Below are 25,324 nucleotides of genomic sequence, written 5' to 3'. Positions count from 1 at the left end.
GTTTGGACGGATCGATCGGATTCTAACCGTGCCGGAACCCACCGCGTCGTCGGGGCAAATGGTGGGAAATCCAGCAAAATCATTTGGGCAAATCGATCACGCCGTCCCAATCCGCCGGCGGGACCCGATTGTGTCGCAGAATCACCGACAACAAAACATCCTTGGGGCGGTCCCATGCCGGCAACGCATGCAGCAACTGGTAGGTTTCGTCCCAATCCCCCGCGACGAATCGGTCGAGGGCTTGTTCATAGTTTCGGATGTCGTCGTCGGTCAGCGTCGTAGGGGGCGACGAGGGCGAGTCGGAACCGTCCTGTTGGCCGGGGGAATCGATCGGGGTGACCGCCGAATCGACGCCCAATTCGACGCTTTCTTGTAAGGATCCGTCGTCGCTGGTGCCCAACAGTTGGCTGATCTGTAACGGTTCGTTCATGCCCGCCGGACGCACCGTGGCCAAACGCCGCAGCCGAAAGGTTCCGAACGATCCGGGCGTCGCCGTCGACAATGCTTCGGCAGTGGTTTGATCCAGCAAGACTTCGGCACCGAAGACCTTGGTCATGCCTTCGAGACGACTTGCCAGGTTCACCACCGGACCAAACGCGGTCACTTTCACTTGGTCGGTCGTTCCAATGCGTCCGGCCACCGCGCGGCCGCTGGCAATGCCGATGCCACAACGGAATCCGGATTGATTGGTGTCGGCCGCGTAGTGTCGCCAAATCAACAGAGCCGCCAGCGCCGCGCGAACTTGACGATCGGGTTGATCCAGCGGCCAGCCCCAGAACCCCATGGCCGCGTCGCCGTGGAAATCACCGATCACACCTCGTTGTCGCAAGATATGGTGGGTCATCACGCCCAACGCGTTGCTGACGCGATCCAGCAATTCCAACAGCCGGTCCGAAGCTTGTTCGCTTTGTCGGCTGAAGCCCCGCAGGTCGCAAAACATGACGGCTAATTCCGTTTCACGCGGCGCCAGGACTTCGCTGACTTCGCGATTGGCCAAGGCATCCATCACGACCGGCGCGAAGAAGCTTCGCATCGCGGATTGCCGTCGTTCCAGACGCAGCGATTTGCGAAGATTTCCCAGCATGGTGCCGACCAGTTCCGCGAACTTGACGTCGTCGCCCAAGTCTTGCGGCGTGGAGTCTGCGGCCTGTTCATCAGGATCAGCCGACAGCGGAGCCATCGTCTGGCCGGCCACGTAGAAGGCCCAGCCGGCACACGCATCGCTGCGAATCGGTACACAGAATGCCCAGTCCACTTCTTCGCTGGCCGTAAAAGCGACCGCGTCTTTACGCGTTGACGACCAAAGGTGCAGCCGGCTTTCACGTGACGAGACCGCGGCACGAACCAACCGGGAACTGATCGGCGGTTGTTCGCGACCCGGGACACGACTGTCGCGATGCAAGATCCGCAAACCGCTTTTTGCTTCGTCCGAGGGATCCCGATAACACACGATGGCGACATCGGTGGCTGCGGGCGTGCTTGTCAGCAGCACCCCAGTCAGACGAACCAGTAATTCTTGTTCGGTCGAACTGCCGGTGATCAAGTCCGGCAATTTGGTCAGCGCATCGATTCGTTGATTGGCGTCACGGAACTTTTGCCGCCGTAGGGATCCCAAATCAAACGCGTGCTCGGTCACATCACCCACGTTGGGCGTGTGGGACGAACCGGCGCGACTGGCCAGAGTGAACGTGGTGTGCCCGATCACAAAGTGTTCGCCGGGGACCAGCGTGAATTGGTCGACTTGACGTCCGCCATGAAAAACCGGGTTGCGGGCCGTCGGCAACCGCTGGATTTCCACGCGGTCGTCGGGCATCGCCGTTAGGCGAATGTGGGCTCTGGAAATCATCGAATCCCAAGGCACGTCCCAATCTGCACCGCTACGGCCAATCGTGATACCACGATGGTTGGTGGCATCGGGCACTTCGCGGCACCATCGTTGTCCGCTGCTGCGTCCTTGGGCAATCAGTTCAGGCATGGCAACAGTCGATGATTCGTCGGGGAGAACGGAGGGATGGAAATTCGACCGTCGGGAACATTGGGCGGTTGGTCAGGTATCCGAGGCGGTTTCCAGCGAACGGGCGGCGGCAATTCCCGCGGCGCGGCCGGTGCTAAAGGCTGCCTGGAAGTTGTATCCGCCGATCCAGCCGTCCACATCCAACACTTCCCCTGCAATGTACAGACCGTTGTGGATTCGGCTGGCCATGGAACGCGGATCGACCTGGCTTAGATCCACCCCACCGGCGGTGACTTCCGCTTTGGTAAAACCGCGACTGTCGGCAACCGGCACGTTCAATCTTTTTAGCCGATCGACCAGGCGTCGACGCCCGGCCGCCGGCAACGATGCCAATGTATGGTCCGCGTCCGCGTGTAGGGTGAGCGCATCGGCAAGACGCGACGGCAGGTGACGACCCAGCAACGATCCAACGCGGGTTCGCCCGGATTGACCGTCCCCGCCACGCAGGATTTCTTCCCACTGCGTGCCCGAAACTTCGGGCGTCAAATCAATCGTCAAGAATCGTCGCTCATCATCATCGGTCGGACCGGTCAGGTACCGGCTGACGTCCATCGCACCGGGACCGCTGTAACCGAAATGCGTGAACAGCCAAGATGCACGACGCACCAGCAAGGGTTTCTTTACCGTGCGTTGGCCACACATTTGACGCACCGAAACGGCAACGTCGTCCACCGTGACGCCGGACAAATCGTGCATCCAAGACGGCCCGCCGACCAGCGGCACCAGCGCCGGATGGGTGGGCATGATCGTGTGTCCCAGACGCTGCAACCACGCATAGGCGTCGCCGGTGGTACCGCATCCCGGATAGCTGCGCCCGCCCGCCGTGACGATCAGCCGCTTGCACCGGAGCCGACCCTGGTCCGTATCGACGACCCAATCGCCGGCTTCGGGCTGGACGTCGATGACGGCACAGGGACGTCGGATCTGGACACCCGCATTTTCAGCCTGCCGATGCAACGCATCGCGGACTTCCACCGCACGATCGTTGACAGGAAAAATCTTACCCGTTGATTCGCGTTTGGTTCGCACGCCCAGGTCATTGAACATCGCCACCACGGCGGATGGATCGAAACTACCGACGCTGGGCTGCAGGAATCTTCGCGCGTGGCCGAATGCGGTGGTGATACCGCGGGCATCGGTGTCGTGCGTCAAATTGCATCGGGTTCCGCCGGACATCAGGATCTTGACGCCCGTTTTGCGATTTTTTTCCAGCAGACATACACTGCCTCTGGATCGTTGGGCGGCAACCGCCGAAGCGATCAAACCGGCGGCACCGGCGCCAATGACAATGATTTCAGCTTCGGAATCGGAATCTGCTGCCATGACCAGGCGGGGGGAACTAGTGTGAAAGGAACGATCGTTGCATTGACATCGATCGGGCCGGCCAATGAAGCATCACGTCATCATCCGAATCGTTTTGTGACACCATGGAATCAGCTGCAACGCGACCGCTTGGCGATGAAACATCGCGGCCATCATCGGACCAACGTTTTTCGTTCGCACAAGCCCGGACACTGATCGGTGATCTGACCCGCCCCAATCCGATGATTTATTGGGCCGATTTTTTGGTCTCGATCGTCCTGGGGCACATCACGCTTCACGGTATCTTTTTTCTGCCACGCTGGTATTCCGAAGCCGCTTGGATGCCGCCCGCGGTGGTCGTCCTGTATGTTGCGACCGTCCTGCTATACATGCGGGCGTTGATGTTCATCCACGAACTGGTGCATCTTCCCCAGGAAGGGTTTCGCGGATTCCGAATCGCATGGAATGCCCTGTGCGGGATCTTTTTCTTTGTGCCATCGTTCTTGTATTACCCGCATGTGGACCATCATCGTCGCAAGCATTATGGCACCGAACATGACGGCGAATATTTGCCGCTAAGTCATCGGGGGCGTTGGATGATCGTCGGCTTCATTTTCCAGGCTTTGGTGATTCCCATTCTGGGTCTGGCTCGATTTCTGATCATCAGCCCGATTTGTTGGGTGTTTCCGCCGGCACGGAAGTGGGTCCATCGGCACGCGTCGACGATGGTGGTGGACCCGTTCTACGAGCGTCCCGATGCTTCGCCCCGACTGATGCGAATCGTGTTACTTCAAGAAGCCTGCTGTTTTGCTTGGGCGGCGTGGTTTTTGATCCGCGGCGGCCTGATGCGCGGTGAGTGGTTGGACCCGTTTTGGTTGGTCGCCTATGCCGTCGGTCTTGGCGTTCTGGTCCTGAATGAATTTCGGACCCTGGGAGCACATCGGTGGACCAATGACCAAGGTGAAATGTCGTTTGAAGACCAACTGTTGGACTCGGTCAATTATCCGGACAACGCTTGGGTCACCGAACTTTGGGGACCGGTGGGCACGCGCTATCATGCCCTTCATCACCTGTTCCCCAGGATTCCCTATCACAATCTGGGTCTGGCTCATCGGCGTTTGACCGAAGGGCTGCCCGCCGATTCGATTTATCATCGAACCAACGCGCACAGTTTGACCGAGCAGATCGTAGCGTTGTGGAAACGTGCGGGCGGATCGGAAACGCATTCCGATCCGCTGAAACAGGGACATACGCAAACCGCGTGATCAACGGGTCGTGGCCCTAGGATTCGTCCTGGTTCGGCTGAGTTTCCTGGGCGGTTTGAGCCATCATCAGACGTCGGCGTGAATCGCGGATCAGCATCCAGCCTTCGCGGCCGTAAAGCGCCGCAGCGATGATCCCGGCAAGCAGACCCAGCAGGCTGACCCACATGATGGGTGACGCAACAAAAACGCCCAGCCCGCTGATGGCAAACACGGCGGCGACCAACAGACGTGACATGCCACGCAATTGGGTGTCACGGATTTGCTGTTTGGTGCTGCGGCTGATCGCGCTGCGAGCGGAATCATTGGCCAGCTCTCGCATGGCCGACAAGTTCGTGTGCTTTTCGGGGGCTTCGGAACGAGCGATCAGCGGCGCGTTGGGGTCAATGACCGGTTCGGGTTCGACCGGAATCTCTGCCGCCGGTGCTTCCTCGGCCGCCGCCGATGCGTCTTTCTGAGGCGTGGGTGCTGATCCGCCGCCTGTCGCGCCGGTTGCGTTTGGCCCGTTCTGGACACGTTGCAACAGACGATTCATGTAGGCTTCGATCGAGTCGTCTTCGGGTTCTTCGTCGGCGACGGAACCGGTGGCGGCCGGTTCGGGCGTCGGCTGGGGATCGGCGGCAACTTCGCTGGCGACTTCTTGGACAGGCGCGGGGCCAAGTTCCTCGGCACCGGCGTTTTCGCTGATCGACGATGGGTCCGCGACGTCTTGGTTTTCATCCTGCCAATCGGCCAGGTTGAATGTGCCCGCAAAAGTGGATTCGCTCTCCTGCGGATCGGCATCTTCGGTGGCGGGCTCAGACGCATCCACCGCTTCGATCGGTTGGGATTGGTCCGCGGCGATGTCGCTTAACAGTTGTTGGGCCAACGATCCTTCGGCGATGAAACGTGTCGCATCGTCCGAGTCCGAATTGGTGGCCTGTTCTGGTTCGGAGATCTCACTCGGATCGGCCACCAGTTCCAGGCCTTGGTCAGATTCGCTCGCAAACGATGGTTCAGCGTCATCCAGTGCCGACAAGTCTTCGTCGGCAGCGGGCGGCGTCCAAGACGTATCCGAGGTGTCGGATGCAAGGTCGCTTTCGGTCAGAACCGTGGGTTCGTGAAAGATGTTCGACGAATCGGAGTCGGTCGCTTCCGGCTCGCTCCAGATCGACGTCATGTCGACGCCCGCGTCAGCAGGTTCGCTTTCTGTCTCAGCATCTTCTTGGCAACTGGCCTTCGCCGCTTCGATCTCCTCTCGGCTCAATTGTGCCGGTTCGCTGGCTTGAGCCCACGGGTCGAACCCCGATGAGTCTTCGGAGGAGCCCGTTGAAGTTTCCGTCTGTTCGGCTACCGCGGGTGTTTCACCGTCGGGGATCGATGTTTCTTGATCTTCCCAGTCTGTTGACACCGAAGCCCAGGGATCTTCCGCAGCGTCTTCAGCGATCGATCCGGTTGCATCCTGCATCACTGCAGCCGATGGTTCGGGTTCTGATGCATCTTGTTGTGTTGCAACCGGCATGTCCCATGCCGAATCGTCGGTCGCATCGGGCATGCCGGCGGCCGGATCCGATTCAGCGACCGGGGATGGTTCGACCTGTGATTCGTGATCGACATCCGATCCCAAATCCGGTGGCGTCATTGGAATCGATTCCGTCGCATCCTCGACGACGGACGCGTTAGACAACATGGAGGTGTCTTCGGCGGTGGAGACGCTGTGATCGTCCGCTGTTGCGGATGCATCGTCGGCCGATTGTGATTCGACATGGTCGTAGGTCGGCCACACATCGGCGTCGACGACGGACAAGGGCGACTCCGCTTGGGGCACGGTCGCGTCGTGTTCATCCTGCCACTGTGGTGCGGCTTGTTCGTCGCTCAACAACGCTTCCTGTGCCGGCAGCTCCGGTGCAGCCGCTTGTTCAACAATCTCCAACGCTGCAGTGGAGGGTTTGGGATCCGCCGATTCAGGTTCCGATAGCTCCGCCGGCGACAATTCGTCGGCCGGCGTTTCGGCGACGGCCGAAAGATCTGGTTCGCTTGGTGTGGCGGCCTGTTGAACGTCGACAGCGTGACGTGCCTGTTCCAGTTCTTGCAGAACGTCTTCGTGATGGTTTTGCAAGTCGCTCAGACGCTGGGTGGCGTCTTGCAGTTCATCGCGGACGCGTTGTAGGTCGTCGGCCGATGGGCGGCTTTCCGACTCGGCGATGGCTTCGTCGCGTTGCTGGCGAATCTGTTGCAGCTTGTCGGACAGTTCGTCGTTGTTCTGCTGCAACTTCGTCAGCTGTTCGTTGGCGACGGCAAGTTCATCGCTCAGTTGCTGGACCGACTCGCGCAGTTGGACCGTTTCGGCTTCCCACTGGCTGCGTTGCTGGTCAGAATCCGATCGAATCTGGACGCCTTCGTGTTCCAAACTCTGGATTTGCTGTTGGGCTTGTTCGCACTCGTCGCGCAGTCGTGCCGTGTCGGATTGGGCTTCCTGCAATTCCTGTTGCATTTCCGCGATTTGGACACGCAGTTCTTCGGCGATCGATTCGCTGGCCGCCAGTTTGGCGGATTGCTCTTCGGCCTGGGACTGCGCCAACTGCAAGCTGTCCGTCATTTCGCGGACACGTGCCTCGGCATCCTGACGTCGTGTGTCGCTGTCGTCCTTCGCTTCCTTTAGTTCCGCCAATTCACGTTGGGACGCTTGTTGTTTGGATTCCGCGTCGGCAAGTGTGGCTTTCCAATGTTCGGTCTGTTGCTGTAGTTCAGCGCGATATTTTCGCTCACGCTGTTCCAGTTCTTCCTGGTTTTGGGACAAACTGGCCAACTGGTGGTTCAGCGCTGACAGCTGCTGTCGCATGCGGGCGACCGACTGGGTCGCGGTTTCGGTCTGGCTGCGCGACTGTTCCAGTTGCCGAGATGCTTGTTCGACCTGAGCTTGGTACTCGTTTTCCCGGCGTCGGTATTCTTCGTTGCGGCGGTTCCAGTCGTCGGACTGCTGCTGATGTTGCTTGCGCAGCTGTTGCAGTTCTTCTTGCTGGACCAAGTATTCACGTTGGATTTCGTAGGCGGCCGATTCTTGCGCCTTTAAATTGGCTTCGCGAGCCTGCAGACGCTCTGCCCTGCTCCACAATTCCGATTCACGTTGACGCAATTCCGATTCGCGATCGGTGCATCGTTGGACCAGGCGTTCGCATTCTTCTTGACGCTGACGCCACAACTGGACTTCGCGGCGCAGTCGGTCTTGCCAAACTTGATGGTCGATGACCTCACCGGTCAATACGCCCGACAAATCAGGCAGCGGTGGTGATTGTTGTAAGACCGTTTCCGACGACGCGGCGGCATCTTCGGGCGGACGTGAGGTGGGCTTTTCAAAGGACGCCAGGTCCAGCGAAGGTTCCCCATACATGCCCGCATCGTCAAACGATAAACGTCCCATGTCCTGTTCATCGTCCCGCTGGTGTTGTCGTGTCGACGGATCGCCCGGCGTCTGCGTCGCGGTGGCCGCCACCGGATCGACAGCCGGCACGGAGACGGAGGCGGCTATCGATAACAATTCAAATCGATAGCTGCCCAAACGGACTTGGTCGCCCACCGACAATACGGCCTCGGTGGTTCGCGAACCGTTGATTTCGATCGGGATCGAATGGGCACGCATTTGGACCCGATCGCCTTCGCGGATCAGGATCGCGTGCAGCGGCTGCAGCGACGGATCGTCCAAGCAGATCGAGCACGAGGAACCACTGCCGAAGGTGTACCGAGCACCGGCCAGTCGCAAGCGCCGGGTCGGCGCGTCTTGGCGGGATACGCGAAACTCGATCGCCGCTTGAGTTGTGGCGACGGCTGATTCGGGCGGTCCCGAGTCGATTGCCATGGGAGCCACCCCGGCCGGATCCTTCGCCCCCTCGGAGACGTTGGTGTGGTTCGTCGGTGCGCCGATGATCGCTTCGATTTGAAACGATCCGGTCGTTGTGTCTTGATTCACGCTCACCTGTGCAATCCCTTGCCTCGATGTTCGCCCCAACCGACTGGATCCCGATGATCGACCGATTCGGTCGCGGCGCGTTTCGATACTCTTCCGTTATCGACGCCGTAGCGACTGTCGATGAGTGAACCTGGAACGATCAGGCAATGAAATCGGAAAAATCGGAGAGGGGCATGGATAGCCCTGTGGAGGGTGTCCGTTGTGCAGATTTCGTGAACTGTCCGCTATCAGTGGTTGGATTTCTAATGGGGGCTGAACGCCCGTTAGAACCGACTCAGGCGGTATTTCCCAACGAATGGCCCGGCGATTGCTTACTTCCCGTGCAACTGGTGACGGGACTTCCGTCGTCAGGCTCGTAGGATTACGACGCCTGCGCTACTGGTGACGTTGCCCTTCGTCGCTGGACGGTGAACAAATGACGCTACGTTCGGATGTTTTCCGCCGGCGCGTTGCGATGACGACCCCGGATTGCGGTTTCGCGATGGTCGGAAATTCGGTCCTTTCGTTGAAAGGAATCGATTTCCCTGACTTTTGCTGGGAACCAAACCAGGGTGACACTGGTCACGTAGGACACACCCGTCGTCGGCGCGCGGTGACGCACACGGCACGTCGACGATCCAGATCAGCGACCAACCGAGGATAGAAGGGGGTGACCCATGTCTCGCAAAGAATCCCTCAACAAACTGCGTGTGACGCTAGTCCGCCGTCGTGACGCGTTGCGACGCGCCTTGGATGGTGATCTCAGTTTGCTTCAGGAACTGCACGGTCAAAAAACGGGCGACCCGTTGGATGCCGCGGCCGACACCATTCAGGACGAACTGAACAGCCAGTTGGTCGAAAACGAGTCTCGCGAATTGGGGGCAATGGAAGACGCGATCGCGCGATTCGAAGCGGGAACGTATGGCAATTGCGAATCCTGCGGCAAGCCGATTCCGATCACCCGGCTGCGAGCGGTTCCCTACGCGACCGACTGCATCGATTGCCGTCGCCGCGAAGAAGACGGTCAAGACGGCAGCAACGTGGTGGCCTGGAATCGTGTGTTCGATGTGTCTGAAGTGGATCCCGTTTGATTCCGGCGACGGGATGAATCGTCGGCCAACATGTCCGGACAACATTGACCAAGCGAAGGTTATCACGAAGCAGTGGGAACGTTCCGCTGCTGTGAAACACGCCCGTTAGCACTTGACCTATTGGGGCCGACGATCCATCGGTCCGACGCGGCAATACGTCCGGATTGCCCAAGCGATTTTTTCGGTTCGATCCGCCCTGTTCGCCGACGCGATGTCGTTCAACCAAAATCCCACTTGATCCAGATTCCGGGCACCGGATCACTGGGACAATCATTTCTGTTTGACACGTCGCGCATTCGCATTGCCGACGACGGCATAAGAAACCAAGCGTACCGGCCGCACCATTGGTGCGGTCGTTTTTTAATGCGCCGTTTGTTTCGGTTCTGACAGTGACAGCGTCAAGGTGCGCCCCGGCGAACATGGTGGAAGCTGGCCCCATCGGGTGGACGATGCGTAAGATCAAGACGTTCCGCCGCGCGGTCCCGCCTGTCGTTCCCCCATCCCTTTCCCAAGATCGCTCCGACAAGACATGCCGATGATGAAACTTGGTGACGAAGCGAATCTGCGAACTGCTGTTTCCAACCGACAGTCGCACCGACGCGTGATCGCATGGGCCACGCCGATCGTTACAGCTGCATTGATGTGGATGGGGGCCGTGACGGCCACGGCACAGCAAACACGCTATGTCAGTCCCCAAACCGGACATCCGATCACGATGGCCCGGCCCAGCTTGGAATCCCCGGTGCCACCGGTCGGCCCTCAAGCCTTGCGCGGCGCCGACGACGATCACTTTGCCGAACGTGGCGGGGACGTTCCATCGGCGCGACAGATCGACCAACAACGCGAGCGGCTGTTCAATGAATTGGCCGAGGAATTCAATGCCTTTGATCGGTTGGGCAACCTGGTTCGGCGTGTCGCCCAGTTGGTCAAACCCAGTGTGATTCATATCGAAGCACACAAGACCGAAAACAAGGGCGGCCAGATCGAATCTTACGACGAGGCGGGGGCCGGCGTCCTCATCAGTGCCGGTGGGGAAACTTGGGTCCTGACCAACCGCCATGTCATAGCCGGTGCATCGCCACAGCAGATCCTGTTGCGTGCCGACAACGGTCGCGAAATGTCACCGCTGAAAGTCTTGGCCGACAAGAACACGGACATCGCCGTGATGCAGATCGCAGCGTCGGACCTGCCCGCCGCCAAGTTGGGGAACAGCGATGATTGTCAAATCGGTGACTTTGTGATCGCCATCGGAAGCCCCTTTGGTTTGAACCACTCGGTCACCTTCGGCATCATGAGCGCCATGGGACGACGCGACCTGTCGTTGGGCGAACAGAAGATCGACTTGCAAGACTTCTTCCAAACGGACGCGGCCATCAACCCCGGCAATAGCGGCGGTCCGCTGTTGAACTTGCGTGGCGAAGTCGTCGCCATTAACACGGCAATCGCCAGCAGCAGCGGCGGCAGCGAAGGCATCGGTTTTGCCATTCCCATCAACATGGCCGTCCAAGTGGCCGACCAGTTGATTCGATTCGGTGAATTGCGTCGCGGATACTTGGGCGTCGTGTTGGATCCCGAGTTCACGTCCGCCGACATGCTTTCCGCCGGCTATCAGTACGACAGCGGTGCTCGGGTTAAGAACGTTCGTCCGGGATCGCCGGCCGCGACCGCCAACTTGCAACGTGGCGATATCATCGTCGAATTCAATGGTCGCAAGGTGGAAAGCGACGATCACTTGGTTGCCTGTGTGGGACTGACGCCCGCCGGCGATTCGGTGCCGATGATCATCTATCGCAACGGCAAACGCTATCGCACCAGTGTGGTGTTGACCGACTTGCAATGATCGGCCGCGGTCCAAGCGTCTATCGTCCCGCGGAAGCGGGGCGGCGTGCCGGCGTGTAAAGGCAGCAATCTTGGGGACACACATCGTGCCATGGACCCAACTTGCCTACCGCCGCCCGCTGGTCGGAATTTGCGATTCGTTCCTGTACCAATTCGCGAATCATCTGCACGAACTTCGGCGCGGTTCCAGGGGTGGCCGCACGCGCCAGTGGGATGCCCAGCTTTTTGCACAGGGTGGCCGCTTCATCATCCAGGTCGTACAGCACTTCCATGTGATCGCTGACGAACCCGACAGGCATCAGCACCAATCCGCCGATCGGTGATTCGCGGTGTTTCTGTTCGATACGATCGCACACATCGGGTTCCAGCCACGGTTGCTGGGGCGGTCCGCTGCGGCTTTGGAACACCAATTCCCAAGTTTCAAACCCGGCCGCTTCGGCCACCAACCGACACGTCTCGTTTAGTTGCAAGACATAGTCACAGTTATCCGCCATGGAATTGGGGATGCTGTGTGCGGTGAACATCAACGTGTCGGCAACATGATCGGACGCAAGTGATTTTGCCGCCTGCCGGACCGAATCGGCCAAGGTGTCGATGAAGTGCGGATGGTTGAACCCCATGCGAACTTTTTCCACGATCGGTGCGTCAGGGCCGACCTGAGCCTGCGCTTCGGCGATGTTTTCGCGGTACTGTCGACATCCGCTGTAGCAGCTGAACATGCTGGTGAAGAAGGCGATCGCGCGGCGGCACCCGTCGTCCTTCATTTGCTGCAGCGTTTCAGCAAAGTAAGGCTTCCAGTTGCGGTTGCCCCAGTACACCGGCAGATCAACGTCGTGCTGACGAAATTCCGACAGGATTGCCGCCATCAGCTCGCGATTCTGTTCGTTGATCGGGCTGACGCCGCCGAAACTTTGATAGTGCTGGGCGACCTCCAGCATCCGTTCTCTGGGCACGCGTTTTCCACGCAGCACATTTTCCAGATACGGCATCACATCATCGGGCCCTTCTGGGCCGCCGAAAGAAACCAACAGGAACGAGTCGTAGGGCGGAAGATTGTCGCGCATCGGGACCGGTCAACAGAGGAAGTGGGACGACAGGTGTGTCTTCCTACTATCCTCTTGAAGCAAGTCGTCGATCAAGCGGTCGCGGCGCCCAGCGCCGTCGCGACGCCCGCTCAGGACGGTGTCGCCGCCAATGCGACGAACACGTCAAGCGTGGTGTCGCCGTATTCATAGGCCAAGAAGATCGGCTGCATGCTGCTGCAGAAAACCACACCATCGCGTCCGGCGCGAAACGCCGTGGGAAGCCCCATCTTCAGTTCAACATCGTCCAGCCGGCGTTTCACTCCGCCGACGACCATGTTGCCGAGTTCGCCACAGGCGTCGATGACCAATTGGTCAATTTCCTCGGTCGATTCGCCGCTGATCGCTTCGGTCCACTGAAGCGCCGCGTTACGACTGAGGCACAGTCCGATGCACCCGTTCAACTCACCGCTCAAACTAACGGTGATCGTCAATGGAGACCGGTCGACGGTCGTCGCGGCCTCTTCGACGTGCGGAACATCGCTGGAAACTTGGCGAACCGTTCCGCCGGTCATGGTTTCGATGACATCACGCAAGGATTCATCGGCGGCCTCGGAAATCGCAGCCGATCGCTGTACATCAATCGCAACAGACATTCACAATCCGGTGGGGTTGAAAGGTGCCACGGTATCGATCGCCAGGTTTGGGTGAATACCGAGTTTGACCAATCCCCGATCTGCAATTGGTGAGCATGGACGGGGATTGAATCAACGAACGGAAAAACGTAAACGGCCCTAGGCGGTTTGCGGATTCGGCAGAACGCGTTGCAATTTCAGTTGCAACATTTCCTGATCAAATGGCTTGACCAAATAATCGTTGACGCCTGCTTGGATCGCCTTGACCACCTGTGACTTTTCCGTCTCGGTGGTCACCATGACGATCGGGTGCTTGTGTCCGGCGGCACGAATTTTCTGGACCAGTTCCAACCCATTCATGTTGGGCATGTTCCAGTCGGTCAGTACCAAGTCGATATCCGATCCATCACCGAACATGGCCAAGCCTTCGACGCCGTCGGCCGCCTCGACCACTTCGTCAATCCAGAGTGAGTGGAGTCCACGTGCAATGATCTTGCGCATGACCCCCGAATCATCCACTACCAAAACTTTCATCGATGAAATCCTGCGAGCAATTCTATGTGATGCGTCCAGCGGTACTTCGCGTTCGACGCGCAGCGGTGCGTTCGCGAAGCCAGACAAACCTAGCTCGTGATGTTTGGCGATGAGCCGAAAGAAAACGACGAATTTCTGAATTCCACCGCGAAGATCATTCGTTGGATCTCCGGTGCAATTCATTGTCGTTGATGAGGAGGCGATAGCAGGGGGCTGTTGGGAACCTACCGCGAAAACTCAGGGTTGCAAAATTGTCGCAGGCCCGTGCTCATAAATATCGTTCGCCAGGGGGTGGGAACACAACGACTGGGCGAATTGTTCGGGATGCACCGTGGTCAGACTTCCCAAGCCAAAGAATCCGTTGTGGTTTCGACACGCAATCACAGGGGTCCGTCCTTTTCTGCACCTATAGGACTGTAGGCAGGCACTGGCAGTTCGACGGTCGCATCAAGACCGCGGATCTATGACGCACGGGCTTGCCTGCACAGGGGACGAATCAGCACGGGTAACGCGATCGAGTGGTGATGTGACATCGATCGATCGCAAGCCGAGCGACAAACGCAGGGTCGCACGTGCACGTGGGGTTAGATCAGGCAAGTCATCGGTCAGGTGACGGCCACCAACGTCTGGGGAAGCAGAAAAAATGAACGACGGTGATTTGGTTGCAGAGTTTGTCGAAGAGGCTCGAGAGCATCTCGGGTGCGTTGAGATGCAACTGCTGCAGATCGAGGCATTGGGCGCCGACATCAACGACGACTTGGTCAATACGGTGTTCCGTTCCATCCACAGTGTGAAGGGGGCCGCCGGTTTCCTTGGTCTGAACCAGATCAATCAAGTCGCCCACCGGTTGGAGAACGTGCTGGGCCGCGTTCGTGACCATCAACTGGTTCCCGACCCCTTCAATGTCGACGTGATGCTGAAAGCGGCCGATCGTCTTTCGACCATGATCGAAGACATCGACCAAAGCAACGCAACCGACAACGCGGAACTGTGTGAAAAACTGGACCAGTTGCTGGCCGACGCCCCAACCGAAACCCCCGTCGAAGCCGAGCAGCAGTCGGCACCCGACGAAGTCGTGGTTCAAGACGACGACGCCGAAACCGAAGCCGAAATTCAAGCGGACGTCGAAGCCAAGCCGGCATCAGGACGCCGAAAATCCACGCGACGCAAAACAAGCACACGAAAGAAGGCGTCGCCACGGAAGAAGGCCGCTGGCGCCGCCAAGGCGGACCAGGCAGCGAACGAATCGGTTGACGCCGATGCGTCCAAGGCCGATACCGACGAAAAGGATCGTGATGCGGCCAAAGGTGCCGAAACCATGCTGGAAACGGCATCGACCGGTGTCGCCGCCGCCGCCAGTGCGGGATCCAAACGCGGAGCAAAGGCCGCCCGCGGTGCCGACGGAAAGCCGTCCGGTTCCAGCAGCCCGGAAGCAAGCATTCGCGTGGGTGTTCGCGTCCTGGACCGGCTGATGAACCTTGCCGGTGAATTGGTCCTCAGCCGCAATCAACTGTTGCGTGTGTTGGCACAACAGGGGACCGATACGGTTGCCTTGGATTCGATTGCCAGTGGTCTGGATCAGGTGACCACTGAACTGCAAGAAACCATCATGCAGACGCGGATGCAACCGATCGGCAACGTGTTCAATAAATTCCCGCGCGTCGTTCGTGACTTGGCATCGTCGCTGAACAAGTCGATCGACCTGCAGATGGAAGGAACCGAGGTCGAAACCGACAAGACGATTGTCGAAGCCATTGCTGATCCGTTGACTCACCTGGTGCGCAATTCCTGTGACCATGGCATCGAAACGCCTGAGGTCCGTGAAGCGGCGGGCAAACCGTCCACCGGAACCGTGTTGTTGCGGGCCTATCACCAAGCCGGCAAGGTGATGATCGAAATTCGCGATGACGGTGCGGGGATGGACCCGGACGTCTTGCGAAACAAGGCCGTCGAAAAGGGTGTGATCTCGGCGGATGCGGCATCGCGAATGAGCGATCGCGATGCGGTGAATCTGATCTTTGCACCTGGCTTTTCCACCGCTGGCCAGGTGACCGACGTCAGCGGTCGCGGCGTCGGTATGGATGTGGTGCGAACGAATATTGAAAACATCGGCGGCAATGTCGAAGTCGAATCCGAACTCGGTCGTGGCAGCGTGATCCGTATCACCTTGCCTCTGACACTGGCCATCGTGCCATCGATGATCGTTTCATTGGGCGAACGTCGTTATGCCCTGCCCCAAACGAACATCGTCGAATTGGTTCAAACCGATGGGAAAGAAAAACGCATCGATCACGTCGGAAACGCGGAGGTCTTGCACCTTCGTGGCGCCCTGATCCCGTTGGTTCGTCTGGCCGACATCTTGTCATTGCCACCCGCGGAGAACTCCGAAGAACCGAAGTCAACGGTCCAGCAAGATGATCAGATTGTGGTCGTCGAATCGGGACGTGTTCGTTTTGCTTTGGCGGTTGATCGGGTGTTGGACAGCGAAGAAATCGTCGTCAAACCTCTGGGACGCCACCTTGCGAATCTGCCGCTGCTGGCCGGTTCCACGATCTTGGGCGATGGTCGTGTTGCCATGATCCTGGACGCGGCCGGGATCGCTGGATCGGTCCAATTGTCGCTGGATGCGGAAAGTCAAGATGACCGGGGTGATTCGCAAACCGACGGTGAATCCCTGATCGACAAGCACCGAATGGTTCTGTTGTCGGTCAGCCAGGACGATCACTTCGCATTGCCGATGGACATCGTCAGCCGCATCGAACGGGTGGCGGTGACCGATATCGACAATCTGGGCAGCCAAATGGTGCTGAAGTACCGCGGCGGAACGTTGCCATTGGTAACGATCGACAGTGTCGTTTCGGTGACCGAGGTCGATCAGACCGACACGGTGCATGTCATTGTCTTCAAGGTGTACGGCCACGAAGCGGGATTGGTCGCGCCCCACCTGAACGACATCTGCGAATGCTCGATCAGCCTGGACAGTGACCGGGGGCGTGAACCGGGGGTGGCCGGGATCACCGTGATTGAAGAACAGTCGACCCGCCTGTTGGATCTGTACGGTCTAACCGAACTGGCACGCCCCGAATGGTTCGAAGGAAACAACGAACTGGATGCCGATCGTCCGGCCGAGTTGTTGGTCTGTGAAGACAGCGCGTTCTTCCGAAATTTCTTGATTCGATTCTTGGAAGACGAAGGCCACAACGTGACCTCTTGCGAGGACGGCGAAGAAGGTTGGATCACCCTGAACGAAAACCCGCAGAAGTATGACCTGTTGGTCACCGATGTGGAAATGCCCGAACTGGATGGCATTGAACTGACACGTCGAATTCGCGGGTCCGAAAACCTGAGCCACCTGCCCGTCATCGCGTTGACCAGCTTGGCGGATGAAGCATCCACCAAGCGTGGCTTTGAAGCAGGAGTCAGCGACTACCAGGTCAAGATGAACAAGCCCGAATTGAAAAGCAGCATTCAAACCCAACTGTCAAAGGTGTTCGCAAAATGACTGATCAAATAACAACCGATGCAGCGGACAGCGAGTCCAAGATTCAATTGGTCACGTTTCGCGTGAATGACATCCTGCTGGGGATCTCAATCGATTGTGTTCAAGAGATCAATCGTTTGCTGGATGTCACGGCCGTTCCCGGTGCCAGCCGTCTGATTCATGGCGTGGTCAATCTGCGTGGCGAAGTCGTCACCGTGATTGATGCCCATCAGTTGTTCGGCGTTCGGTCACAGACCAACCCCGAAAACCAACGCAACTTGGTTCTGCGGGTCGATGGCGAACAGATCGGCATCCTGGTCGACGAAATCGCCGACATCTTGACGATCCGGCAATGCGACTTGTCGCCGCGTCCGTCCAACCTTCGCTCGGTCGACCGACGTTTCATTGATTCGGTCTTTCTGACCAGCGGCAGCATCGTCGTCGTTCTGGACGCGAGCAGTCTGGTCAATGCCATCGACCAATCGGACAAGGCGGAGCCCGTTTTGGCCTAAACAACAAAACTTCGATCGCCCGGTCATCAAGGGGGCGATCGTTTCCATGGATACAAATTTGCGATGGTCATTCGGCTGACGTTGTCGGACATCGCGTTTTGGAATTTTGCGTCTCCCCACAACGCAGGAACTTCTGATGAAAGTCTTTCGATCGTTCGCCCTTCGGGGGCGTCTAATGTCCGCATTCCTCATTTGCGGACTGGCACCAATGTTGGCCGTTTCTGTTTGGAACGCGATGTCATCGCGCAGCGGGAACGCTCGCCTTGCTGAGCAGGCGAATGATGACCTGCGTGACAAGTTGGAAGCCCAACTGTCAGCGATTCGCGATCTGAAGAAACAAGAGATCGAGGACTACTTTGGCACCATCGAAAACCAAGTGGTGACGATGAGTCAAAGTCCCGCGATCGTCGATGCGATGGTTGAATTCACCGATGCTTTTCATCGCAACGCGGTGGAGCGCGACTTGTCCGACGATGACTTGGTCGCGATGCAACGCGATCTGGCCCAGTACTATCAGGTCGACTTTTCGCAGAAGTACCAGCTGGAAAACGAGCAACGCGATGCCGATGCAATGGCACGCTTGAATCGTTTGCCGGGCTACGCCCTGGCCATGCAGCACGCTTACATCGGCGCGAACCCACATCCGCTTGGCGAAAAGTCGAACCTGGACAATGCGGAAACGGGTACCGAGTACGATCGTCTGCACGAAAAGTATCACCCCAGCATTCGTGATTTCCTGGAACGATTTGGCTACTACGACATCTTTCTGGTCGATGCCAAGACGGGCAATATCGTCTATAGCGTGTTCAAGGAACTGGACTATGGCACCAGCCTTAGCGATGGGGCGTTCGCCGATACCAATTTTGGACGCGTGTTCCAGCAAACGGTGAAGTTGAATGACACCCGCCAAAGTCTGCTGGTCGATTTCGAGTGCTATTGGCCCAGCTATGAGGCGCCTGCCAGTTTCATCGCCAGCCCCATTCGAAACAACGACGAAACGATCGGCGTTTTGATCTTCCAAATGCCGGTCGACCGTATCAACCAGTTGATGGCTCGTGATTCGGGACTCGGGCAAACGTGCGAAACGTTGATGGTTGCATCGGACGGTCGCCAACGTTGTGATTCGCGGATTTCACCACAGCAACACAACCTGGTGAATGCATTTCGCGGCAAACAACAGCCGATCCATACGTCCTTGGTCAAACAAGCGTTGACCGGCCAAAGTGGCGTTTGCGACACCACGAACTATCTGGGGACGGACGTTGTCAGTGCGTATGCCCCATTGAAGCTGGGCGGATTGGACTGGGCGATCATCACCGATGTCGGTCGTGATGAAGCCTATGCATCAATCAACAACACGTTGGCCATGACCAGCGACATCCAAAGTGCAGGTGTTTGGAATTCGGTTCTGGCGTTCGTGTTGGCTTCGATCGCAATCGGTGGCTTTTCGGTTTGGTTCACGCGAACCTTGACCGACCCGATGCACGCGACGGTCGAAAGCCTGCAGCAAATCGCCGAAGGCGATGGGGACCTGACCCGCCGATTGGACGAAACTCGCTTTGGCGAATTCGGTGAAATTGCACGCAGCTTCAATCGCTTCGCCGATCGTTTGCACGGCATGATCACATCGCTGGCACAAAACGCCAGCACGCTGAACCATACCAGCGAACACCTGAGCCAATCGGCACGTGACCTGAGTGCCGGCGCACAGCAGAGCAAGACGCAATCGTCGGCCATGGGAAGCGCCGCGGAAGAACTGTCGATCAACATGCAAGGCATGGCCGATAGCACCGGCGAAATTTCCAGCGGGATTGAAGGTGTTTCCCGAGCGGTTGAAGAAATGCGTCAGACCATTCGCGAAATCGCCAGCAATGCGGAACAGTCCGCGGATGTGGCCGGTCAAGCCGCTGATGCCGCGCAGCAGTCCAACGAGAAAGTGGGTGGCATGGGAATCGCCGCCCAAGAGATCGGCAAGGTCATCGACGTCATCCAAGACATCGCCGAACAGACCAACCTGTTGGCACTGAACGCGACGATCGAAGCCGCCCGTGCCGGTGAAGCCGGACAAGGGTTCGCGGTCGTTGCCCACGAAGTCAAACAGTTGGCGATGCAAACCGCCACGGCGACCGATGACATCCGTCACCGGATCGAAACGATGCAACGCAGCACCGATGACGCGGTGCAGTCCATCCAGGCGATCAGCGAAGTGATCGACCGAGTCAACCAACTCAGTCGTTTGATCGCGTCCGCCGTGGAAGAGCAAAGCATCACCACCGAACAGATTGCCGAACACATCGGCGGAACGGCCGAATTGGCCGGCACCGTGGCACGTGGTGTCGCCGAATCGGCAAACGCCAGTCGCGAAATCACCGAAAACATCAGCCACGTCGAAGGCGTGCTGAACGATACGGTGACCAACGCGTCCGCCAATGCGGACAGCGGCGAACAGTTGTTGCAACTGGCCGACGACATGCAACGTTTGGTGTCGCAATTCAAGTTGTCCGAGTCTTCGCAGCCAAAAAAGTTTGCGGCCAACGCCTAGCGCGTTCGGCTTATCGATGAAAGATCAATCCATGCCCATTTCTGCACTTGTTGTTGACGATTCGCTTCTGTTTCGCAAAGTCGTTCGTGACTGCTTGGCCCAAATCGGTGATGTCGAAGTCATCGGCGTTGCGGGGGACGGCAAGGCGGCGGTCGAAAAGATTCGGCGATTCCGACCGGACGTTGTCACATTGGATGTCGAAATGCCCGGCATGGACGGCTTGGCGGTACTGCGACAGATCAAACGCGATCGTCTGCCGACCAAGATCATCATGCTGAGCGCTCTGACCGAACGGGGCGCCGATGCCACTACCGAAGCGTTGTCGTTGGGGGCATTTGATTTCATCTTGAAGCCCAGTCACGGCAGCCCGGAAAAAAATCTGGCTGAACTGAAAGATCAGCTATCCCAGCGGATTTCCGCAGTTCGCCGTCGTCCGACATCGGCATCGAAAACGGCCAAGCCTTCCATCGCGCGTTCACCGCGATCGACCATGGCCACCAAACGTGCCGTTGCCGCGCCGTCGCGTCGTGCCGCCGGATTGATCGAAGCGGTTCTGATTGGCATTTCGACCGGTGGTCCCAAGGCCTTGCGAGCTTTGTTGACGCAATTGCCCGCCGACTATTCGGTGCCGATCATCATTGTCCAGCACATGCCGCCGATGTTCACCGCGTCGATGGCCCGTGACATTGATCGACACGCCAAGTTGGACGTGGTTGAAGCCGCCGACGAAATGCCATTGATCGGTGGGACCGCCTACATCGCGCCCGGTGGTAAACATCTGGAAGTACATCGTGTGGCTGGTTCGTTGCGGGCATGCGTCACCGACGCGCCACCGGAACGCAATTGCAAACCCAGCGTCAACGTGATGTTTCGCACCGCCAGTGATGCCACCGGTGGAAGAGTTTTGGGGGCCATCATGACAGGCATGGGTGATGACGGTTTGGCGGGATGCCAACACCTGCGAAATGCAGGTGGAACCGTTTGGGCCCAAGACGAAGCGTCGTGCACCGTTTTCGGAATGCCGCGACAGATCATCGAAGCGGGATTGGCGGACCGCATCTTGCCGCTGAACCAGTTCGCGGATGCTTTGATTCAGACGGGACAAAAACGGTTGGCGGTTTGTCACTGATCCGCATCGGACGCCGCACAACGGTCAACCGCCGTTCATTTCGCCGGCACCATCACGCATTGATATCCACTCATCCATTTCCTTGACACTTCGTACCAACACCATGCAAGCAACTGTTGAACGGCATCACTTGGATCGCGTTCGCGGACTGGCGAAACAATTGTGTGGAATCCATTTGGATGGATCCAAGGACTATCTCATTCGACGTCGTCTGAATGAGTTGATGGTGGATGAAAAGATCGACAACCTGCAAGACTTGTTGGCGTTGGCCGAAGCCCCATACAACCGCAAGATCCGCGAACGGATGGTCGATGCGCTGACCACACACGAAACCTTGTTCTTTCGTGACAAGTCACCGTTCGACGCGTTGACGCAGCACATCATTCCGAAGCTGTACCGCGAAGCCGTCGGTCGACCAAAATTGCGGATCTGGTCCGCGGCCTGCAGCACCGGTCAAGAACCCTACAGTCTGGCGATCGCGTGCCTGGAATCGTTGCCCGAGCGTTCCCGTTGGGATATCCGCATCGACGCCTCAGACGTCTCGGTTGGTACGGTCGAAGCCGCCAAGCGTGGAAGGTTCCAGAATTTCGAGCTTTCACGTGGATTAAGCCCACAGCAGCAAAGCCGGTATTTTCGTCGCGAAGGCAGCGACTATCGAATCGTCGATGAAGTTCGCGGAATGGTGAATTTCCAAGTCAACAATCTGTTGACATCCACGCCGCCCGGTCATGACTATGACGTGATACTGTGTCGCAACGTCGCGATCTACTTCACGCCGGCCGACCGACGTCGGATCTACCAAAAAATGGCCTCGGCGCTTCGACCCCAGGGGTATTTGTTTTTGGGGTGCAGCGAAGTGCCGACCAACGTCAGCGACCTTTTCAAGACGGTCCCGCTTGGACGCGCCACCAGTTATCAGCGGATCGGCTGATCGTCGGGATCTGGATCGGCGACACATTGAACCGACGATCGATGGTTCGGCGGTGTGTCCGTCACCTCGGCTGTGTCATGTCGGTCGGATGCATCAACACGATTTGAATCGTCATCTTGGGGGCTGTTCTTGCTGTGTGCCGGTTCGTGCAACCACCATGGGATGGCCAAAACGCATGCGGCCGCCAGGATCATCACCCAGGGATCCCCCACGCTGCCCGGCCACCACGTTGCATTTTCGGTGGCGGACCAAACGACGATCTGAATCGACGTGGCGATCGGCAGTGTGATGGCGAACCGACCCAACGCGTCGGCCCAACGCGGGGGAATCAGCAACGCCAACAGCGATGCCGCCACCAATACCGACGGCAACGCCTGCCACCCGACGATCACGGCGGGCACGGCGATCATCAGAATCAAGTCAACCAAGCGTCGGCTACTGTCAGCCAGCGGGCTGAGCTTCAAATCCGCTTGGTTGCACAACCCCCGTGCCAGCGAACGTCCTGCGAAACCCGCGGCCGCCAATGCCGTCAACAACCGTGCGACAGCATCCAGGATGCCCGCATTGTTCTGCCAATTTTGTGACACCAGCGATGCCGAATCGTTGATTTGGTCGACGCGATAGAAACGCCAGTCGACGACCAGCAAGCTGGGGAACATCAATGGGATCACCAACAGTGTGATCGCAGCGAATGTGACCAGCCGCGAGGGCAAGCGGTTGCCGTCGAAACGAATCAGGCCGAACGCCCAGCCGACGGAAAGTTCGACGACTTGAAACCCCAACAGGTACCAGACGCCGGGATCGACCACACGACTGTGAAGAACGCTGCGGGCCGCGTCGACGGTCTGGCCGGGCGGGCTGAATCCGTGGATCACTGCGATGCCGATCGACGTCAGCGACAATCCCACCGCCGCTTCGACGATCGGGTATCGCGGCGAAATGGGCAATCGGCACGTCCGACATCGACCTTGGACCGCCATCCAGCCCAGCACCGGGAAATTGTCGCGGGCCAACAATTGCGTGCCACAGCGTGGGCAATGCGATCGCCCGCCCAAACCGCGTCCCAGCGGCATTCGCCATGCGACGACGTTCAGGAAACTGCCGATCGCCGATGAAACCCACAACATCCAACCGACGATGACCACTTCGAACATTCGCGGAAGGATCAATTCGCCGATGCGAAAGTGTGGATGTGCACGTTGAATCCACCACGCACCGCCCCACACATAAATCGTGGCGATTGCCAGCAAGGCAAAGATCGTTGCCCAGAACATCCAGGGGATGCGGGACCATCGGAAACGTCTGCGTCGTGCGGCCAAGCCTGTCTGAACCGAATGAAGGATTGTGCGAAACGGAAGTAGGAACGGGCGGAAACAAGTGACCTTTGACGGCCCGAATGCTGGTGGTGTGAATTTGACCAGCCGATAAGCTCAGGTGGAAACTGATTGTATGCCAACCCGGTCGCCACTGAACCGCCCATGTCGATTCCGCCGATTCGTCACCGTCACGTCAACGAGCATCCGGTTCGCGAGGACGGTGATTATGTGCTGTATTGGATGATCGCGTTTCGTCGAACCGGCTGGAATTTTTCGCTTCAGCATGCGGTGGATCGGGCGAACCAATTGGGCAAGCCGCTGTTGATCTTTGAACCGTTGCGGACTCGGTATCGCTGGGCCAGCGACCGGTTGCACCGGTTTGTCATCGAGGGCATGGCGGACAATGCGGCGAATTGTCAGCGTCAGGGTGTGGCATATTTTCCGTATGTCGAACCGGCGCCCGGCCGCGGGACGCCACTGCTGCATCGCTTGGCCAAGGGTGCTTGTACAGTGGTGACCGACCAGTACCCGTGTTTCTTTCTGCCCGACATGATCCGCGCGGTCAAAGATCGCATTCCCGCCAGGCTGGAACAGGTCGATTCCAACGGGGTGATTCCCTTGGCCCAACCAGATCGGTTTTTCACGGTCGCCCACAGCTATCGACGTTGGATGCAAAAGAACATCATCGATTCGTTATTGGCGATGCCCCGAGAACAGCCGCTATCCGATTTGCAAAACAAATGCGCGGATGCGGATTCGTTGTTGCCCGCCGGTGTGAAACGCCGCTGGAAGGCTGCCGATCTTACGGCACTGCTGGGCGACGGCGGGCTGGCCGAAATCCCGATCGACCACGACGTTCGGCCCAGCCCCACGGTTCGGGGTGGAAGTGTCGAAGCGAGTCGGCGTTTGGAAACGTTTCTCAAGCAGCGGTTGTCGGACTATGACGAACTGCGAAACCATCCCGACGAACATGCAACGACGGGGCTGAGCGCGCATCTGCACTTTGGTCACATCGCGGCCCACCAGGTGGTCCAAGCGATCTTGGATCATGAATCTTGGACTCCCGATCAAGCCGGGGCGGCCAACGGTAAGAATCACGGGTTCTGGAACACCAGCGGGCCGGCCGAAGCCTTGTTGGATCAAATCCTGACTTGGCGTGAAATCGGGTTCAATCAAGCCTATCAACGTCCGCAGACTTACGATCGATTGGAATCGTTGCCCGATTGGGCGCAGAAGACGATCGCTGAAACTCGATCGGATCCGCGACCCTATATGTACACGTTGAAGCAATTTGAAAACGCAGAAACGCACGACGAATTGTGGAACGCCGCCCAGCGTGAACTGGTCGAAACCGGCTTGATGCACAACTACATGCGAATGTTGTGGGGCAAGAAGATTTTGCACTGGACCGAAAATGCTCAGCAGGCCTTGGATTTCATGATCCACCTGAACAACAAGTACGGCTTGGACGGGCGGGACCCCAACAGCTATTGCGGGATCCTGTGGGTGCTGGGGCGAACCGATCGGGCATGGGGCCCCAAGCGTCCGGTGTTCGGAAGCATTCGGTACATGACCAGCGACAGCACCCGGCGAAAGCTGCGGTTGGGAAAGTATTTACAGCGATTTGGTGATTGAATCGGCCGTCGGGCTGGACGCGGCGCAGTACTCGGACCGATGTGGGCTCCGTTGAATTGGCCTTCGAGCCGGAGTGACGATGACGTAAAACGTTTCGATTGTTCGCGGCTGTGACGCTGTTTACGGCATAATTCGACGCGACAAAACTGATTCG

16 protein-coding genes are annotated in these 25,324 nt (G+C 58.2%); 9 read left to right on the top strand and 7 right to left on the bottom strand.

Annotation, left to right across the window (positions count from 1 at the left end; translation table 11 throughout):
• Positions 1–79: 79 nt before the first annotated feature.
• Together HFP54_RS21255 and HFP54_RS21250 are read right to left on the bottom strand one after the other, a co-directional pair.
• A complete protein-coding gene (locus tag HFP54_RS21255; RefSeq protein WP_168566704.1) occupies positions 80–1,975 on the bottom strand; it encodes an adenylate/guanylate cyclase domain-containing protein in 1,896 nt (631 codons plus the stop codon).
• 72 nt (positions 1,976–2,047) lie between these two features.
• Positions 2,048–3,337, bottom strand: coding sequence for a BaiN/RdsA family NAD(P)/FAD-dependent oxidoreductase (locus HFP54_RS21250; RefSeq protein ID WP_168566703.1), 1,290 nt, complete (start codon positions 3,335–3,337; stop codon positions 2,048–2,050).
• A gap of 104 nt (positions 3,338–3,441) precedes the next feature.
• On the opposite strand from HFP54_RS21250, the gene HFP54_RS21245 reads away from it, so the two are divergent.
• Positions 3,442–4,581: a fatty acid desaturase family protein gene (locus tag HFP54_RS21245; RefSeq protein WP_168566702.1), complete on the top strand. Its 1,140-nt coding sequence runs from the start codon at positions 3,442–3,444 to the stop codon at positions 4,579–4,581.
• 16 nt (positions 4,582–4,597) lie between these two features.
• On the opposite strand, the gene HFP54_RS21240 is transcribed toward HFP54_RS21245, so the two are convergent.
• Positions 4,598–8,530 (bottom strand): FHA domain-containing protein, encoded by a 3,933-nt coding sequence (locus tag HFP54_RS21240; RefSeq protein WP_168566701.1) that lies wholly within the window; start codon positions 8,528–8,530, stop codon positions 4,598–4,600.
• A 650-nt stretch (positions 8,531–9,180) separates the two neighbouring features.
• Here HFP54_RS21240 and HFP54_RS21235 point away from each other — a divergent pair.
• Both HFP54_RS21235 and HFP54_RS21230 read left to right on the top strand, forming a co-directional pair.
• Positions 9,181–9,594 (top strand): TraR/DksA family transcriptional regulator, encoded by a 414-nt coding sequence (locus HFP54_RS21235; RefSeq protein WP_146415932.1) that lies wholly within the window; start codon positions 9,181–9,183, stop codon positions 9,592–9,594.
• 535 nt (positions 9,595–10,129) lie between these two features.
• Positions 10,130–11,434, top strand: a complete 1,305-nt coding sequence (locus HFP54_RS21230; protein WP_197138323.1) for a S1C family serine protease — start codon at positions 10,130–10,132, stop codon at positions 11,432–11,434.
• 19 nt (positions 11,435–11,453) lie between these two features.
• Here the strand turns inward: HFP54_RS21230 and HFP54_RS21225 are convergent, their stop codons facing one another.
• The 3 genes from HFP54_RS21225 to HFP54_RS21215 all read right to left on the bottom strand — a co-directional run bounded on the left by HFP54_RS21225 (position 11,454) and on the right by HFP54_RS21215 (position 13,624).
• Positions 11,454–12,497: a ferrochelatase gene (locus HFP54_RS21225; RefSeq protein ID WP_168566700.1), complete on the bottom strand. Its 1,044-nt coding sequence runs from the start codon at positions 12,495–12,497 to the stop codon at positions 11,454–11,456.
• A gap of 110 nt (positions 12,498–12,607) precedes the next feature.
• Complete coding sequence (locus tag HFP54_RS21220) at positions 12,608–13,111, bottom strand: chemotaxis protein CheX (protein WP_146415930.1); 504 nt, start codon at positions 13,109–13,111, stop codon at positions 12,608–12,610.
• A 138-nt stretch (positions 13,112–13,249) separates the two neighbouring features.
• The gene (locus tag HFP54_RS21215; RefSeq protein ID WP_145304550.1) at positions 13,250–13,624 is read right to left on the bottom strand and encodes a response regulator; all 375 of its coding nucleotides are present in this window, start codon (positions 13,622–13,624) and stop codon (positions 13,250–13,252) included.
• Between the two features lie 643 nt (positions 13,625–14,267).
• Here HFP54_RS21215 and HFP54_RS21210 point away from each other — a divergent pair.
• From HFP54_RS21210 to HFP54_RS21190, 5 genes are all read left to right on the top strand, one after another.
• On the top strand, positions 14,268–17,126 hold the full coding sequence (locus HFP54_RS21210; protein ID WP_168566699.1) for a hybrid sensor histidine kinase/response regulator: 2,859 nt from the start codon (positions 14,268–14,270) through the stop codon (positions 17,124–17,126).
• Positions 17,123–17,617 (top strand): chemotaxis protein CheW, encoded by a 495-nt coding sequence (locus HFP54_RS21205; RefSeq protein ID WP_146415928.1) that lies wholly within the window; start codon positions 17,123–17,125, stop codon positions 17,615–17,617. The genes HFP54_RS21210 and HFP54_RS21205 overlap by 4 nt, the downstream gene beginning before the upstream one ends.
• Positions 17,618–17,753: 136 nt before the next feature.
• Positions 17,754–20,159: a methyl-accepting chemotaxis protein gene (locus HFP54_RS21200; protein WP_206036333.1), complete on the top strand. Its 2,406-nt coding sequence runs from the start codon at positions 17,754–17,756 to the stop codon at positions 20,157–20,159.
• A 31-nt stretch (positions 20,160–20,190) separates the two neighbouring features.
• On the top strand, positions 20,191–21,288 hold the full coding sequence (gene cheB, locus HFP54_RS21195; protein ID WP_168566697.1) for a protein-glutamate methylesterase/protein-glutamine glutaminase: 1,098 nt from the start codon (positions 20,191–20,193) through the stop codon (positions 21,286–21,288).
• Between the two features lie 103 nt (positions 21,289–21,391).
• Entirely contained in the window at positions 21,392–22,219 is an 828-nt protein-coding gene (locus HFP54_RS21190; RefSeq protein ID WP_146415925.1) for a CheR family methyltransferase, read from the top strand.
• Here the strand turns inward: HFP54_RS21190 and HFP54_RS21185 are convergent.
• Positions 22,204–23,493 carry a prepilin peptidase gene (locus tag HFP54_RS21185; RefSeq protein ID WP_206036332.1) on the bottom strand — a complete coding sequence of 430 codons (1,290 nt, stop codon included), beginning with the start codon at positions 23,491–23,493 and terminating at the stop codon, positions 22,204–22,206. The genes HFP54_RS21190 and HFP54_RS21185 overlap by 16 nt on opposite strands.
• 204 nt (positions 23,494–23,697) lie before the next feature.
• On the opposite strand from HFP54_RS21185, the gene HFP54_RS21180 reads away from it, so the two are divergent.
• Positions 23,698–25,170, top strand: coding sequence for a cryptochrome/DNA photolyase family protein (locus tag HFP54_RS21180; RefSeq protein ID WP_235952144.1), 1,473 nt, complete (start codon positions 23,698–23,700; stop codon positions 25,168–25,170).
• Positions 25,171–25,324 lie beyond the last annotated feature (154 nt).

The sequence above is a fragment of the Crateriforma spongiae genome, from assembly GCF_012290005.1.
GTDB classification, from domain to species: domain Bacteria; phylum Planctomycetota; class Planctomycetia; order Pirellulales; family Pirellulaceae; genus Crateriforma; species Crateriforma spongiae.
This window is presented reverse-complemented; position numbering and strand designations above follow the sequence as displayed.